The sequence below is a fragment of the Altererythrobacter sp. CAU 1778 genome, from assembly GCF_054482795.1.
Genome location: NZ_JBTLRP010000001.1, coordinates 41,611 through 54,549, shown reverse-complemented (window position 1 = coordinate 54,549; position 12,939 = coordinate 41,611). Strand labels below are relative to the sequence as shown.

Here is a 12,939-nt window from a genome sequence, read left to right as displayed (position 1 = left end):
TCAGCCCTTGCGGAAGGGCGTGCGCGCGCTGAGGTAATTGCGGTCCGCCGCGATGCCCTCACGCTCCCGCACCAGGAACTCCGCCACCGCGCTGCGAAAGCCGGGATCGGCGATCCAGTGGGCGGACCGGGTCTGCACCGGCTCGTAACCGCGCGCCAGCTTGTGGCCGCCCTGCGCGCCCGCCTCGACCCGGTCGAGGCCGAGCGCAATCGCACTCTCTATGGCGCGGTAATAGCACAGCTCGAAATGCAGGAAGGGCTTGTGCAGCTTGCAACCCCAGTAGCGCCCGTAGAGCGCGTCCGGCCCGACGAAATTGAGCGCGCCGGCAATCGGCTCTCCGTCGTATAGCGCGAGATATAACAGCACCGCGTCGCCCATCCGCTCGCCGAACAGGTCGAACGCCTCACGCGTCAGATACGGGCTGCCCCATTTGCGCGATCCGGTATCCTGGTAGAATTCCCAGAACGCATCCCAATGCGTATCGTGTATTTCCGGCCCGCGCAGGGAGACAATCTCGACCCCGTCCTGCGCCGCGGCCCGTTCCTTGCGGACCGCCTTGCGCTTGCGTGACGACAGCTCGGCGAGAAACGCGTCGAAATCGGCGTATCCGCGGTTGGTCCAGTGGAACTGGATGTCGCTGCGGATCAGCCAGCCCGCATCCTCGAACAGCGGCAACTGCTCCGCCTCGACGAAGGTCGCGTGGGCGGAGGAAAAGCGATTGGCAGCGCAAATCTGCTCGGCAGCCTGCAGCAGCGGCTTGCCCAGCACGTCGTCGGCCAGCAGCAGGCGCTTGCCCGTCGCAGGCGTGAAAGGCGCGGCGATCTGGAGCTTGGGATAATAGTCGCCCCCGGCCCGCTCCCACGCGTCGGCCCAGCTGTGATCGAACACATATTCGCCCTGACTGTGTCCCTTGGCATAGCTCGGCATGGCGGCGACGAGGCGGCCCGCGTCGTCCTCGATCACGATCGGCGCGCTCTGCCAGCCGGTGCCGGGTCCGACGCTGCCCGAATCCTCCAGCGCCGTCAGGAAGGCGTGACTGGTGAAGGGGTTGCCATCGTTCAGCGCATCCCACGCTGACGCGTCGATCTCACCTACGGAAGAGACGAGGCGCGCGGTGTAGGAAGAGTCGGCCATATGAGCCGATGATAGGGATTCATCCGCCGATTGCGAGCCGCGCGCCGCTCAGCCCAGCCCGGCCCCCTCGGCAATCGGCGCATCGGCGTACTCGCCTGCAATCTCGGCCAACGCGGGCGAGCGCACCGTCCAGGTCAGCAGCGGCAATCCCCGCGCGCGCTGGGCGGCGGCAAATCCGCTCGGCAGGTCGCGCACATCGTAAGCCAGAAAGTGCGGCCGAGCGTGCCAAAGCGCGGAATGGCGGCTGAGCCTGCCCTGGAAGCTGCGCGCGTTCTCTTCCGTCACCACCAGCCCGCGCAAGACGCGCGGCGCGCGGGTGGAGAACCAGCGGCCAACGCGCGGGTCGAAGCTCATGATCGCCACGGGGCCGCGATAGCCTTCCAGTGCCCGGCGCACGGCCTTGCACAGCGTATTGGGCCGCCTCTCCCGCCGCGACTTTATCTCGATCAGCAAGGGCACCTTGCCGGCCACCTGCCGGAGCAGGTCTTCGAGCGAGGGCACCGTGCCCGACTGCTGGTTCAGCCGGATTGCGGACATTTCCTCCAGCGAACGCTCCGCCACGGCACCGGTTTGGTCCGTCAGCCGTTCCAGCGTCCAGTCGTGGAAGACGGCTGCCCGGCCGTCGCGCGTCAGTTGCACATCGCATTCGATACCATGACCCGCCGCGATCGCCGCCGCGAAAGCAGGGGTGGAATTCTCCAGCGCCTGTTCGCCATGCAGACCGCGATGAGCGTAAATGGTCCCGCCCATCCAGCCGACTCTGGCCGGATCGGGCGCGGGCGCGCGCAGCCGGTCGAGCCAGCCGAGCATCGCTGCCTCAGTCCTTCAGCTTCACCACCGTGTCGACCTCCACCGCCGCGCCGAGCGGCAGGTCGGGCACGCCCACGGCGGCGCGCGCATGCTTGCCCGCATCGCCGAACACCTCGACCATAAGGTCGCTCGCGCCATTGGCGATCTTGGGCTGATCGTGGAAATTCGCGACCGAGTTGACGAACACGCCGAGCTTCACGATCCGCTCCACCAAGTCGAGCGAGCCGAGTTCCTTGTGAAGCTGCGAGAGCACCATCAGCCCGCAGGCGCGCGCGGCGGCCTGTCCGCGTTCCATGCCGACATCCTCGCCCATCCGACCGCTCACGAGGGAGCCGTCGATAAAGGGCAACTGGCCGGAGACATACGCGAAACCGCCTGCGACCACGACGGGCACATAACTTGCCACCGGCGCGGCGGCGGGGGGCAGGATGATGCCAAGGTCGGAAAGCCGGTCGGCGATGCTCATGTCACGTTTTCCTCTTCCAGTTGCGCCAGCAGCCAGGGCAAAGCCTCGTCCCAGGTGTCGATGCGCGCTTCCGCATTGCCGGAGATATGCGCGCAATCGATCGCCGGAGCAATCGAGGGCTCGCCGCAGAAATGCAGCGTGGTGATGCCCGGCGCGTGTTCGCGGGCGGAACGGTGATGCTGGGCCAGGTCGTCGATGAAGATCGCGCGGCTCGGCGCGTATTCTTCGACGATGGCTTTCAGCGCCGGGCCTTTCGGCCCCTGATTGGTGAACACCCGTGCATCGATCCCGTGGCCGGCAAGCTGGTCGATACGCATGTCGCGGTGGCGGTCGTGAAGGTTGGTCAGGATGACCACATCGGCCTTCTCGCCCAGCGCGCCCATCGCCTCCACAGAGCCGGTGATCGGATGCTGGCGATGCATTTCGGTGTCGAAGAAACCGCGCAGCAGGCCCCAGATTTCCTTTTCTCCGACCTGCTCGCCGCTGTCCTTCCAGCGCATCGCTTCTGCGAAATTGTTGCCTTTCAGCTCGAAATCGACGCCTTGGCTTTCGCAGAGCCAGTCGCGGAAAGGCGCGATCATGTGCAGCAGCACTTCGTCGCAATCGGAAATGATCAGCGGGCGGCTCATGCGGACAGCTCCTGTGCGGCGGCGGCAAGCGTTGCGGGCGCGACATCGAGCGCTTCGGCCGCGCCGATGAGGTCGGGTTCGTGATTGGCGAGGAATTCCAGCACCGCGCCGATCACGGCGGGTTCGCGCAGCCCGGCGCGCAGGGCGTCCGGCGTCAGCCCGGTCAGCGTCAGCAAACGCTCGGCCCGGTCCTCGTCCTGCAACACCCAGCCCAGTGCGCCGAGGCCGAGCGCCATCGGGTCGGTGGCGGCGGCGGGGGACGAAGAGGACGCGCGAATTGTCACGAGGGGGCGGCTTACCTAAGGATGTGGGCGGAAGGAAATGTGCCAGTGGCAAAGAGAATCCTGGTTGTCGAGGACAACGATCTCAACCGCAAGCTGTTCTGCGACGTGCTTAAGGCGGGCGGCCACACGGTCGAGCCTTGCGCCGACGGGCAGGAAGCCTTCGCCCGTGCGCGCGATTTCGTGCCGCACCTGATCATCATGGACATCCAGTTGCCCAATGTCTCCGGCCTCGACCTGATCGCCCAGATCAAGGGCGACGCGACGCTGCGGCAGATCCCCGTCCTCGCCGTTACCGCCTACGCGGGCAAGGGCGACGAGGACCGTGTGCGCGATGCAGGCGCGGAATCCTACCTCGCCAAGCCTGTCTCCATCGGGCCCTTCATGGCGGCGGTGAACGGATTGCTGCAACCGGCGCAAGCTTGACTTTTGTCGCCCCAGCCCGCTTGTGCGCGGCTTGTCGCCCCACTCTCAGGAGCACCCTAGACCAATGGACAAATCCGCCGTCGACGCGCGCATTCGCGACCTGATCGAGCCTTTCAACAAGAAAGGCATCGCGATCACCGACACCACCAGCTTCCAGAACGACCTGGAATTCGACAGCCTGACGGTGATGGATTTCGTCGCTGCGATCGAGGATGAGTTCGACATCATCATCTCGATGAACCAGCAGGCGGAGATCGAGACCTACGGGCAGCTGGTCGACGCCGTGTGCAAGCTGGCAGGCGACTGAGGCAGGCATGAGCGAAGGCATCAGTCAGCCCGACCAGCCGCAGGACGTCGCGGGAGACAGCTCGGCCCCGGCGGGCGACCTGTTGAGCAAGTTCGATCCGCTGATCAAGCAGCGCGAGGATCTGCTGGCGGCGGGATACGAAGACCCGTTTAACCTGGTGATGGAGAAGGTCCTCTCCCCCACCCGCGCGATCTGCAACGGGCGCGACACGATCCTGCTCGGCACCTACAATTACATGGGCATGACCTTCGACCCCGACGTGATCGAGGCCGGGCAGCAGGCGCTTGCCACGTTCGGGTCGGGCACCACCGGCAGCCGCGTTCTGAACGGGACGTATCAGGGCCACAAGGAGTGCGAGGACGCGCTGAAAGAGTTCTACGCCATGGACCACGCCATGGTGTTCTCGACCGGCTATCAGGCGAACCTCGGCATCATCTCCACCATCGCGGGCAAGGGCGACTACATCGTCCTCGACATCGACAGCCACGCCAGCATCTGGGACGGGTGCGCGCTGGGCAATGCCGAAGTCGTACCGTTCAAGCACAACGACATCGAAGCGATGGAAAAGCGGCTGAAGCGCATTCCCGAAGGCGCGGGCAAGCTGGTCGTGCTGGAAGGCGTGTATTCGATGCTCGGCGATGTCGCGCCGCTCAAGGAAATGGTCCGCATCGCCAAGGAAAACGGCGCGATGGTGCTGGTCGACGAAGCGCACTCGATGGGCTTCATCGGCGAAAACGGGCGCGGCGTGGTGGAAGATGCGGGCGTGATCGACGACGTCGATTTCATCATCGGCACCTTTTCCAAGAGCGTCGGAACGGTCGGGGGCTTCTGCGTCTCCAACCACCCGAAGTTCGAGATCATGCGGCTGGTGTGCCGCCCCTATGTCTTCACCGCCTCGCTCCCGCCGAGCGTGGTCGCCACCGCCGCGACCAGTATCCGCAAGCTGATGCACGGCAGCGAAAAGCGTGCCCATCTCTGGGAAAATTCCAAGCGCTTGCACGGCGGGCTTAAGGCGCTGGGCTTCGAGCTTGGCACGGACGAGCCGCAAAGCGCGATCGTGGCCGTCATCATGCCCGATCTGGAGCGGGGCGCGGCGATGTGGGAAGCGCTGCTGAAGGAAGGGCTCTACGTCAACCTTGCGCGTCCGCCGGCGACACCCGCTAACATGACCCTGCTGCGGTGCTCGCTCTGCGCCGAGCACAGCGAGGAAGAGGTGACGATGATCCTCGGCATGTTCGAGCGTGCGGGACTGGCAGTGGGAATCATCGGCTAGGAACACTCCGGCCCTCTCCTGCGTCTATCGGGCAAAGGAGAATACGATGAAGACCACCAACACCGGCACCGCGAAATACGAAGGCCTCGGCAAGGGCGGGAAAGGCCATGTCTCGACCGGCTCAGGCGCGCTGGCCGATCAGCCCTACGGCTTCCAGACGCGCTTCGAAGACGCGGCGGGGACCAATCCGGAGGAACTTATCGCTGCCGCCCATGCGAGCTGCTTCACCATGGCGCTTTCGTTCAAGCTGGCCGATGCCGGTCATGAGGACGGCACGGTTGAAACCGATGCCGTAGTCACTCTGGAAAAGGACGGTGACGGCTTCACCGTGACCAAGTCGGCCCTTTCGACCAGGGCGAAGGTGCCCGGCCTCGATCAGGCGAAGTTCGAGGAACTGGCCGCCGACGCAAAGGCGAATTGCCCGATTTCCAAATTGCTCAACGCCGAGATCACGCTGGAAACCAGCTTCGAAGTCTAGGCGTTCGCCGGTTCCGATGCGGTGGCGGGCAAGTCGCACTGGCTTCCCGCCGCCTCGTCCGTCCCGCCGCCGAGCTGCGTCAGGGCGATGAAACCGCCGACGACCAGAACGACGAAAATCGTGGTGAGCGTGCCGAGATACTCGTCGATGATCCGCTTGATCGGCGCACCGAACAGGCGAAACAGGATCCCCACCGTCATGAAGATCAGCGCGCGGCCTGCCAGGCTCGCGAGCAGGAACGGCAGGATCGGCATCTCCATGAAGCCCGCCGTAATCGTCAGCAGCTTGAACGGCACCGGTGTCGCCGCGGCGATGATGACTGCGATTACGCCGTATTCCTCGAACGTACACTGCGCGGCGGGGAAACTTTCCGTCAGGCCGAGCGCCGCGATCAGCGGTTCGCCTACGGTATCGTACAGGCCCCAGCCGATCGCATAGCCGAACATCGCGCCTGCCACGGAGGCAAGCGTTGCGACACCTGCAAACCTGATCGCCTTCTTCGGTTCGGCAAGACACATCAGACCGAGCAGCGGGTGCGGCGGGATCGGGAAGAAACTCGACTCCATGAAGGAGAACAGGGCAAGCCACCAGACGGCATGGGGGTGTGCCGCCTTTTCCATGGTCCATTCGTAAAGGCCGCGCAGCCACTTCATCGGGTTCGTCTCCGTAGGAGCGGCGGCGGTTAGAGCAGCAGATGCGACCGCACAAGCGCCTTCGTTTAACCTGATTGGCACTTTTCTATTGACATCGTCACGCTGTTTGGTTAGAGAAACGGAACATCGCGAAATACCGATTCGATACGGGCGGCCCGCCGGCAAGGCGCTCCGCCCGTTTTCGCGTCTGCCGTGTGCAGGCGATACGCAGGAGGGCACATCATGGCGCGCAGCAAGCGAACCACCACCGGTGAGCGAAAAAAGCTCAGTCCCCACTGGCCGAAACATTTTCTCGAGGCTCTGGCGCAGACCTCCAACGTTACCAAGGCTGCCGAGGCGGCGGGCGCCGACCCGAGCGTCGCTTACAGGCGCCGCCGCACGGACCACCTTTTCGCCCGCGCATGGCACGCGGCGCTCGTCGAAGGGTACGAACACCTGGAAATGGACCTGCTCTCCCGGCTCCGCTCCGGCGAGGCGAAGGACGGACCGAAGCACGACAACGGAGCCGCGCTGCGCCTGCTGGCCCTGCATCGAGACACGATGGCGCAGGAACACGCCCAGCGCCGCAACATGGACGTCATCGCCGCCCGCGCGCTGATCGAACAGAAGCTCGACGAACTGCGCAGCCGCGTGCTGGCGCGGCGCGATGCGATGGAGGGCGAATGAGCGCCGAAGACCCCTTCGCCTTCGCGGGTGACGCAAGCGATGCCGATATTCACGACTTCAGCGAGACTCTCGACGAAGAGACGCTGTTCAGCCTTGCCCGATACTGGGACGGGCACTTTCCACTGTTCGCCCACGATGGCCAGCGCACGCCGCAGGGCGACTGGCGCATCTGGATGGTCATGGGAGGGCGCGGCTTCGGCAAGACCCGTGCCGGGGCCGAGTACGTCCGCGCGATCGCAGAGGGCGACCGCTTCGCGCGGATCGCGCTTGTCGGCGCAACGCTTGGCGAGGCGCGGCGGGTGATGATCGAGGGAGACAGTGGGCTGATCCAGTGTGCCCCGCCCGAACAGCGCCCCGAATTCGAGCCCTCGCTGAACCGCCTCACCTGGCCCAATGGCGCGCAAGCCTTCGTCTATTCGGCTGCGGAACCGGAGGCGCTGAGAGGCCCGCAACACAGCCACGCTGACTGGTCAGGCCCAGAAGGAATATACGGTCAATCAGGCCATCGCGCTGACCGACGCGCTGCTGCAGCCCGTGGTGCATGGACACGCCGACGCCCCGCCCTCAGGCGCTGCCGAAGGGGACGCATGGATCGTCGGCCCTTCCCCCGAAGGAGCTGGAGCGATCAGCCAGGCGCACTCGCCGTCCTTACCGAAAACGAGTGGAGATTCGTAAACCCGGTGGAGCGGATGCAGATATTCGATTCCACCGCAGGCAGCATCGCAGTCTGGCGCGACGGAGCGTGGTGGTGGCCCCAAGCCGTGACCTCTCCCACTGGCGGCGGAACGATAGATGCAGAGGCGCGCGCGGCGCTCGGGGCGCTGCAGGACGAGCTTCGCGCGGCTGGCATCCTGCCGACTTAGGGAGCTTTTCGCGGCACGCACCGTTGAAGAAGGCGAAACCGTTACCTTGTCGCAAAAGGATAAATGCATGCGCGCTCTCGCTCTCTTTCTCGCCGCCACGACTGCCCTCCCCCTGGCCGCCTGTGCCGACTACGGTTCGCTTTCCACAGAGCGGATCGGCAGCGCGCAGATGAAGTTCGCCAACGGATTGCCCGCAGGCACCGTGCAAATGTTTCGCAATGGCGACAATGTGCAGGTCACGGGCGCGCTGGCAGGTCTTTCTGCCGGAACCCATGCTGTCCACCTGCATACGACCGGCACCTGCACGGCGCCCGATTTCACCTCTGCCGGTGGCCATCTGAACCCGGAAGGCAATACCCATGGATCGCAGAGTCCGGGTGGCGCGCACTTGGGCGACATGCCGAACTTCACCGTCACCGCAAACGGAGCGGGCACATTCAATACGACGCTTGACGGGAGCTATTCTGAAGCCGTCGCGGCATTGTTCGATAACGATGGAACCGCGGTCGTGGTCCACGCCGGGGCTGACGATTATCGCACCGATCCCGCGGGCGACGCCGGCAGCCGGGTGGCCTGCGGCGTCGTGACGCAAGGCTGATCTCTCAGGCGGCGTAGCGGGTGGTGTCCGCCACCCCCGCTTCGTCGAAACCCTTGCGCCGAAGACGGCAGGAATCGCACAGTCCGCAGGCTAGCCCGCCGGGCTGCGGATCATAGCATGACCAACTCATCGCCGGATCGAGGCCGAGGCGGGCACATTCGCGCGCGATATCCGCCTTTGTCATATGCTGGAGCGGTGCGTGGATCGTAAATCCCGCGCCCTCGTCGCCCGCCTTGGTGCCGAGGCGAGCGGTCTCCGCGAAACTGGCTATGAATTCCGGGCGGCAATCGGGATATCCCGAATAATCCAGCGCATTGACCCCTATAAAGATGTCGCGCCCTCCGCTCGCTTCGGCGAATGCCGTGGTCAGTGACAAGAAGACGAGATTGCGCGCCGGAACGTAGGTGACCGGAATGTCCGCGCCCACCCCGTCCTTTGGAACGTCGATATCATCCGTCAGCGCAGAGCCGCCGAACTGTCGCAGGTCGAGTGGCAGTACGACGTGGCGCGATGCGCCGAGCATTGCGGCGATGGCTCTGGCCGATTCCAGTTCGCGACGATGGCGCTGGCCGTAATCGACGCTCAAGGCGTGCAGTTCGAAGCCCGCCTCTATCGCAAGAGCGGCGACCACCATCGAATCGAGGCCGCCCGACAGAAGCACTGCGGCTGCGCGTTTGTTGTCCGGTGTATTCGGCATGGCTGCGCAACTAGGCCGCAGCCGCAACTCGATCAAGCGTCAGCGGCAAGTTCCCGTAAGCCGGGCTTCGGCAGAGAAATGGAACGGGGCGCCGTCCTCGATACCCTGGCTTTCGATCTGGACGATCTCCCGGGTTTCGCGCTTGATCGTGGTGCTGCCGGATCCATGTCCCTCGCAGCTGTAATTGACGGTGGCGGTGCCGCCTTCGTCATTGACGACGAACGTGCGACATCTTGCGCCCTGGTGGCGCAGCTTCACCAGCTCGCGGCCGGTTTTCACGCAAAGTTTGCGTGGGGCACCGCCGTTACGGAACCGCAAGGTCCACTCGCCGCTTGCCAGCGAAGCAATGGTGCGGCCTTCCACCGGCTGCGCGGCAGACGCCGCGATCGATAAGCCGGCGCCCAGCACGACAGCCGTGCCCAAGCCGATCGCTGTCTTAATCCTGAGTCGCATATTCGTTCTTTCCGGAGTGTCCGCAGCATAGCATCAATTCGATGATGCGGACAGTAACACCGCAATCTTTGCCAAAAACTACATGGTGAGAGTAAATTCGCGGCTACAGAAAGCGCAATCGACGACAACGTTCCCGCCATCGTTGCGCATTTCCTTCTGTTCCGCTTCGGGAAAACGGCGGACGACGTCTTCGAAATGTGCGATCGAGCACCGGCATCCTCGGGTGATCGAAGCGCCTTTCAGCGTCCGAACTTCCTCCTCCTCGTGAAACAACCGCCAGACAAGGGCTTCCATCGTCAGGGCAGGATCGACAAGTTCCTCGTGCCGCAATGAGCCTCCCATCACCGCGACATGTTCCCATTCGGGGTGGTCAAGCTTGACGTGGAGTCGCTCGCGGCCCTCTTCGCCCTCGGCTAGATGCTGGAGGAGCATCCCCCCTGCCACGGTTCCCGCATCGCTGCTGCGCACTCCCACGCGAATGAGCGTCGGCACCTGTTCGGACTGAGCGAAATAGTTTTCGACCGCCTCGGCCAGGGAACGGCCTTCGAGCGGGACGATTCCCTGATACCGATTGCCGGTGGAAGGCACGTCGAACGTGACGGCGAGATAACCTTCCCCGAACAGGGATTGCAGCGTGGGGTTGCCGCCTACGTCGGCCAGCGCATCAGCATCGTGATCGACGTAGCCGCGCAGTTCGCCGTCGCGGTAGTCCACCACCAACAGGTTTACCGCCCCGCCCGTGGCCTGCGCCTGCATCGTCAGCTGCGCCCCTTCGCCCTTCAGGAGCCCACCGACCAGCGCGCCGAGCACCAGGGCTTCGGCCAGCAGCTGCCTGACTGCTGGTGGATAGTCGTGTGCGGCAAGGATAGTATCGAGCACCGGCCCCAGGCGCACCGCGCGGCCGCGCGCGTTTCGCTGCGGCAGCGTGAAGCCCAGCAGCCGGTCCTCGTGCGTTTCGCCGTCTTCGATCAGATAGTCGTCTTCCATGGCCCGCCATATGGGGGCGCGCCACGGGATTGGTAAGACGTCAGCCGATCACAGCAGACCGAAGCACCACAGCAGGACCGACTTCTGAGCGTGAATGCGGTTCTCGGCCTCGTCGAAGACCACCGATTGCGGTCCTTCGAAGACTTCTTCGCTGACCTCGTCGCCGACATGGGCAGGCAGGCAATGGAGAAACTTCGCATCCGGCGCAGCTCGGGCCATCAGCTTCGCATCGACCCGGAACGGCTCCATCGCGGCGAGCTTGTTGTGAACGTGCTCCTGCCCCATCGAAACCCAGGTGTCGGTCACGACGACATCGGCCCCGCTTGCCGCTTCTTCGGCATTGTTGGTCAGGGTTACCTTGCACCCGGCGGCCCGTGCCATCGCGACGAATTCGGCCTCCGGCTCGTAGCCCTGCGGCGTGCCGATCCTGACGTTGAACTTCATCAGCGAAGCCGCCTCCAGAATGGAGTGCAGCACGTTGTTGCCATCCCCCAGCCATGCCACTTCGAGGCCGGGCAGCGCCTTGCCATGCTCGATAGCGGTCAACAGGTCAGCGACGATCTGGCAGGGGTGCGACCGGTCGGTCAGACCATTGATCACCGGTACACCGGCGTGGCGCGCCATTTCCTCTACCTTGGCGTGATCGTCGGTGCGGATCATGATGGCGTCGCACATCCGCCCCAGTACGCGCGCGGTATCGGCAATGCTTTCCCCCCGCCCGAGCTGGCTGCTTGCTGCATCCAGGATCAGCGCGCTGCCGCCAAGCTGCCGCATTGCCATGTCGAAGCTGACACGGGTGCGGGTGGAGCTTTTCTCGAAGATCATCGCGAGCACGCGGCCTTCCAGCGGGCGGTCCGCGTCGGGCTTGCCCTTCGGCCAGTCCGCGCGCGCTGCCTTGCGGTCGATCGCGTCATTGATCATCGCCGCGATCGCGTCTCCGCCGGCGTCCGACAGGTCGAGAAAGTGCCGCACCGCCATCACGCCGCCTTTGCGTGCGCGTAACTGGCGGCACCTGCGGAAAGCTTGTCGAAGAACTCGTCGATTTCCGCGTCTCCGATCACCAGCGGCGGGAGAACGCGCAGCGTGTTGTCGCCGGCCGCAACGGTCAGCAACTGGTGATTGTCGCGCAGGTGGACGAAGAAGGGCCGGCTTTCGACCTTCATCTTGAGGCCCAGCATCAGACCTTTGCCGCGCACGAGTTCGAACAGGTCGGGATAGTTGCCGATGAACTGTTCCAGCCGACTGCGAATGCGCTCACCCTTCTCGCGCACTTCGGCGAGGAAGGCGTCGTTGGCCACCACGTCCATCACCGCGCTGCCCGCCGCCATGGCGAGCGGGTTGCCGCCATAGGTCGATCCGTGCGTGCCAAAGGTCATGCCGCGCGCGGCTTTCTCGGTCGCGAGACAGGCACCGAGCGGAAAACCGCCGCCAATGCCCTTGGCCGTCGCGAGGATGTCCGGCTCGATGCCGTACTGTTCGTAGGCGTAGAGCGTGCCGGTCCGTGCGACACCGCACTGCACCTCGTCCAGCACCAGCATCAGATCGTGCTCATCGGCCAGGGCGCGCAGACCTTGCATGAAGCCCTCGGATGCCGGGCGGATGCCGCCCTCGCCCTGGATCGGCTCGACAAGGAAGCCAGCGGTGCGCGGACCGATCAACGCCTTGGCCGCTTCCAGATCGTCGAACTCGCAATATTTGAACCCGGCGAGCAGCGGCGCGAAGCCGTGGTGCATCTTTTCCTGATTCGACGCGCTGATCGTCGCCATGGTCCGACCATGGAACGCGTTCTTGAAGGTGATGATTTCGAAGCGCTCGGCATCACCTTCGTCGCCCGCATTCTGGTGATAGGCGCGCGCCGTCTTGATCGCCGCTTCGACCGCCTCGGCGCCCGAATTGGTGAAGAACACCGTGTCGGCGAACGTATGATCGACCAGCGTCTGCGCCAGCTTCTCGCCTTGCGGGCTGCCGTAGAGGTTGCTGACGTGCATCAGCGTTTCCGCCTGGCGCTGGATCGCACCGATCAGACCGGGGTGGGAATGGCCCAGAAGGTTTACGGCAATGCCGCTGGCGAAATCAAGATAGCGCGTGCCATCCTCGTCGATCAGATGGCAGTGCTCTCCGCGCACGGGGCGGACGCCGCACCGGGGGTATACGGGCATCAGCGGAGCGATCGACATGGGCTTGGTCCTTCGTGAAGTCGTGAATTTCGTGTCAGGTG

General features: G+C 64.6%; 18 protein-coding genes. 7 read left to right on the top strand and 11 right to left on the bottom strand.

Going from position 1 to position 12,939, the window contains the following annotated elements:
• From ACXYN8_RS00300 to ACXYN8_RS00280, 5 genes are read right to left on the bottom strand one after another with little or no spacing between them, the layout of a single operon-like run.
• The gene (locus tag ACXYN8_RS00300) at window positions 1–1,134 is read right to left on the bottom strand and encodes a GNAT family N-acetyltransferase (protein ID WP_458887268.1); all 1,134 of its coding nucleotides are present in this window, start codon (window positions 1,132–1,134) and stop codon (window positions 1–3) included.
• 48 nt (window positions 1,135–1,182) lie between these two features.
• Window positions 1,183–1,944, bottom strand: a complete 762-nt coding sequence (locus ACXYN8_RS00295; RefSeq protein WP_458887267.1) for a glycerophosphodiester phosphodiesterase family protein — start codon at window positions 1,942–1,944, stop codon at window positions 1,183–1,185.
• Between the two features lie 7 nt (window positions 1,945–1,951).
• A complete protein-coding gene (locus ACXYN8_RS00290) occupies window positions 1,952–2,410 on the bottom strand; it encodes a RidA family protein (protein ID WP_458887266.1) in 459 nt (152 codons plus the stop codon).
• The gene (locus ACXYN8_RS00285) at window positions 2,407–3,039 is read right to left on the bottom strand and encodes an HAD family hydrolase (RefSeq protein ID WP_458887265.1); all 633 of its coding nucleotides are present in this window, start codon (window positions 3,037–3,039) and stop codon (window positions 2,407–2,409) included. Before ACXYN8_RS00285 ends, ACXYN8_RS00290 begins: the two co-directional genes overlap by 4 nt.
• The gene (locus tag ACXYN8_RS00280; RefSeq protein ID WP_458887264.1) at window positions 3,036–3,323 is read right to left on the bottom strand and encodes a DUF3572 family protein; all 288 of its coding nucleotides are present in this window, start codon (window positions 3,321–3,323) and stop codon (window positions 3,036–3,038) included. The genes ACXYN8_RS00285 and ACXYN8_RS00280 overlap by 4 nt, the downstream gene beginning before the upstream one ends.
• Before the next feature lie 45 nt (window positions 3,324–3,368).
• Here ACXYN8_RS00280 and ACXYN8_RS00275 point away from each other — a divergent pair, with 45 nt between their 5' ends.
• From ACXYN8_RS00275 to ACXYN8_RS00260, 4 genes are all read left to right on the top strand, one after another.
• Window positions 3,369–3,746 carry a response regulator gene (locus tag ACXYN8_RS00275; protein WP_458887263.1) on the top strand — a complete coding sequence of 126 codons (378 nt, stop codon included), beginning with the start codon at window positions 3,369–3,371 and terminating at the stop codon, window positions 3,744–3,746.
• A 64-nt stretch (window positions 3,747–3,810) separates the two neighbouring features.
• Entirely contained in the window at window positions 3,811–4,053 is a 243-nt protein-coding gene (locus ACXYN8_RS00270) for an acyl carrier protein (protein ID WP_458887262.1), read from the top strand.
• A gap of 7 nt (window positions 4,054–4,060) precedes the next feature.
• Window positions 4,061–5,326 (top strand): serine palmitoyltransferase, encoded by a 1,266-nt coding sequence (gene spt / locus ACXYN8_RS00265; protein ID WP_458887261.1) that lies wholly within the window; start codon window positions 4,061–4,063, stop codon window positions 5,324–5,326.
• 46 nt (window positions 5,327–5,372) lie between these two features.
• Window positions 5,373–5,804, top strand: coding sequence for an OsmC family protein (locus ACXYN8_RS00260; protein WP_458887260.1), 432 nt, complete (start codon window positions 5,373–5,375; stop codon window positions 5,802–5,804).
• Here ACXYN8_RS00260 and ACXYN8_RS00255 read toward each other — a convergent pair.
• Window positions 5,801–6,457, bottom strand: a complete 657-nt coding sequence (locus ACXYN8_RS00255; protein WP_458887259.1) for a YqaA family protein — start codon at window positions 6,455–6,457, stop codon at window positions 5,801–5,803. The two genes, ACXYN8_RS00260 and ACXYN8_RS00255, sit on opposite strands and share 4 nt — an antisense overlap.
• Window positions 6,458–6,679: 222 nt before the next feature.
• Here ACXYN8_RS00255 and ACXYN8_RS00250 point away from each other — a divergent pair, with 222 nt between their 5' ends.
• The 3 genes from ACXYN8_RS00250 (at window position 6,680) to ACXYN8_RS00240 (ending at window position 8,584) form a co-directional block, all read left to right on the top strand.
• Window positions 6,680–7,123: a hypothetical protein gene (locus ACXYN8_RS00250; RefSeq protein WP_458887258.1), complete on the top strand. Its 444-nt coding sequence runs from the start codon at window positions 6,680–6,682 to the stop codon at window positions 7,121–7,123.
• Entirely contained in the window at window positions 7,120–7,986 is an 867-nt protein-coding gene (locus ACXYN8_RS00245) for a terminase large subunit domain-containing protein (RefSeq protein WP_458887257.1), read from the top strand. The genes ACXYN8_RS00250 and ACXYN8_RS00245 overlap by 4 nt, the downstream gene beginning before the upstream one ends.
• A gap of 67 nt (window positions 7,987–8,053) precedes the next feature.
• Window positions 8,054–8,584: a superoxide dismutase family protein gene (locus ACXYN8_RS00240; RefSeq protein ID WP_458887256.1), complete on the top strand. Its 531-nt coding sequence runs from the start codon at window positions 8,054–8,056 to the stop codon at window positions 8,582–8,584.
• Between the two features lie 4 nt (window positions 8,585–8,588).
• On the opposite strand, the gene queC is transcribed toward ACXYN8_RS00240, so the two are convergent.
• From queC to ACXYN8_RS00215, 5 genes are all read right to left on the bottom strand, one after another.
• A complete protein-coding gene (gene queC / locus ACXYN8_RS00235; protein ID WP_458887255.1) occupies window positions 8,589–9,281 on the bottom strand; it encodes a 7-cyano-7-deazaguanine synthase QueC in 693 nt (230 codons plus the stop codon).
• A 39-nt stretch (window positions 9,282–9,320) separates the two neighbouring features.
• On the bottom strand, window positions 9,321–9,734 hold the full coding sequence (locus ACXYN8_RS00230; RefSeq protein ID WP_458887254.1) for a hypothetical protein: 414 nt from the start codon (window positions 9,732–9,734) through the stop codon (window positions 9,321–9,323).
• Between the two features lie 78 nt (window positions 9,735–9,812).
• Complete coding sequence (gene hslO, locus ACXYN8_RS00225; RefSeq protein ID WP_458887253.1) at window positions 9,813–10,721, bottom strand: Hsp33 family molecular chaperone HslO; 909 nt, start codon at window positions 10,719–10,721, stop codon at window positions 9,813–9,815.
• Between the two features lie 48 nt (window positions 10,722–10,769).
• Window positions 10,770–11,699, bottom strand: a complete 930-nt coding sequence (argF, locus tag ACXYN8_RS00220) for an ornithine carbamoyltransferase (RefSeq protein WP_458887252.1) — start codon at window positions 11,697–11,699, stop codon at window positions 10,770–10,772.
• Window positions 11,699–12,898 (bottom strand): acetylornithine transaminase, encoded by a 1,200-nt coding sequence (locus ACXYN8_RS00215; RefSeq protein WP_458887251.1) that lies wholly within the window; start codon window positions 12,896–12,898, stop codon window positions 11,699–11,701. Before ACXYN8_RS00215 ends, argF begins: the two co-directional genes overlap by 1 nt.
• Between the last annotated feature and the right edge of the window lie 41 nt (window positions 12,899–12,939).

Coding starts and splice junctions, on each gene's coding strand:
- ACXYN8_RS00300 (WP_458887268.1), bottom strand. CDS start 1,134: ATGGCCGACTCTTCCTACACCGCGCGCCTCGTCTCTTCCGTAGGTGAG.
- ACXYN8_RS00290 (WP_458887266.1), bottom strand. CDS start 2,410: ATGAGCATCGCCGACCGGCTTTCCGACCTTGGCATCATCCTGCCCCCC.
- ACXYN8_RS00270 (WP_458887262.1), top strand. CDS start 3,811: ATGGACAAATCCGCCGTCGACGCGCGCATTCGCGACCTGATCGAGCCT.
- argF (WP_458887252.1), bottom strand. CDS start 11,699: ATGGCGGTGCGGCACTTTCTCGACCTGTCGGACGCCGGCGGAGACGCG.
- ACXYN8_RS00255 (WP_458887259.1), bottom strand. CDS start 6,457: ATGAAGTGGCTGCGCGGCCTTTACGAATGGACCATGGAAAAGGCGGCA.
- queC (WP_458887255.1), bottom strand. CDS start 9,281: ATGCCGAATACACCGGACAACAAACGCGCAGCCGCAGTGCTTCTGTCG.
- ACXYN8_RS00215 (WP_458887251.1), bottom strand. CDS start 12,898: ATGTCGATCGCTCCGCTGATGCCCGTATACCCCCGGTGCGGCGTCCGC.
- spt (WP_458887261.1), top strand. CDS start 4,061: ATGAGCGAAGGCATCAGTCAGCCCGACCAGCCGCAGGACGTCGCGGGA.
- ACXYN8_RS00260 (WP_458887260.1), top strand. CDS start 5,373: ATGAAGACCACCAACACCGGCACCGCGAAATACGAAGGCCTCGGCAAG.
- ACXYN8_RS00240 (WP_458887256.1), top strand. CDS start 8,054: ATGCGCGCTCTCGCTCTCTTTCTCGCCGCCACGACTGCCCTCCCCCTG.
- ACXYN8_RS00295 (WP_458887267.1), bottom strand. CDS start 1,944: ATGCTCGGCTGGCTCGACCGGCTGCGCGCGCCCGCGCCCGATCCGGCC.
- ACXYN8_RS00250 (WP_458887258.1), top strand. CDS start 6,680: ATGGCGCGCAGCAAGCGAACCACCACCGGTGAGCGAAAAAAGCTCAGT.
- ACXYN8_RS00230 (WP_458887254.1), bottom strand. CDS start 9,734: ATGCGACTCAGGATTAAGACAGCGATCGGCTTGGGCACGGCTGTCGTG.
- ACXYN8_RS00285 (WP_458887265.1), bottom strand. CDS start 3,039: ATGAGCCGCCCGCTGATCATTTCCGATTGCGACGAAGTGCTGCTGCAC.
- ACXYN8_RS00245 (WP_458887257.1), top strand. CDS start 7,120: ATGAGCGCCGAAGACCCCTTCGCCTTCGCGGGTGACGCAAGCGATGCC.
- hslO (WP_458887253.1), bottom strand. CDS start 10,721: ATGGAAGACGACTATCTGATCGAAGACGGCGAAACGCACGAGGACCGG.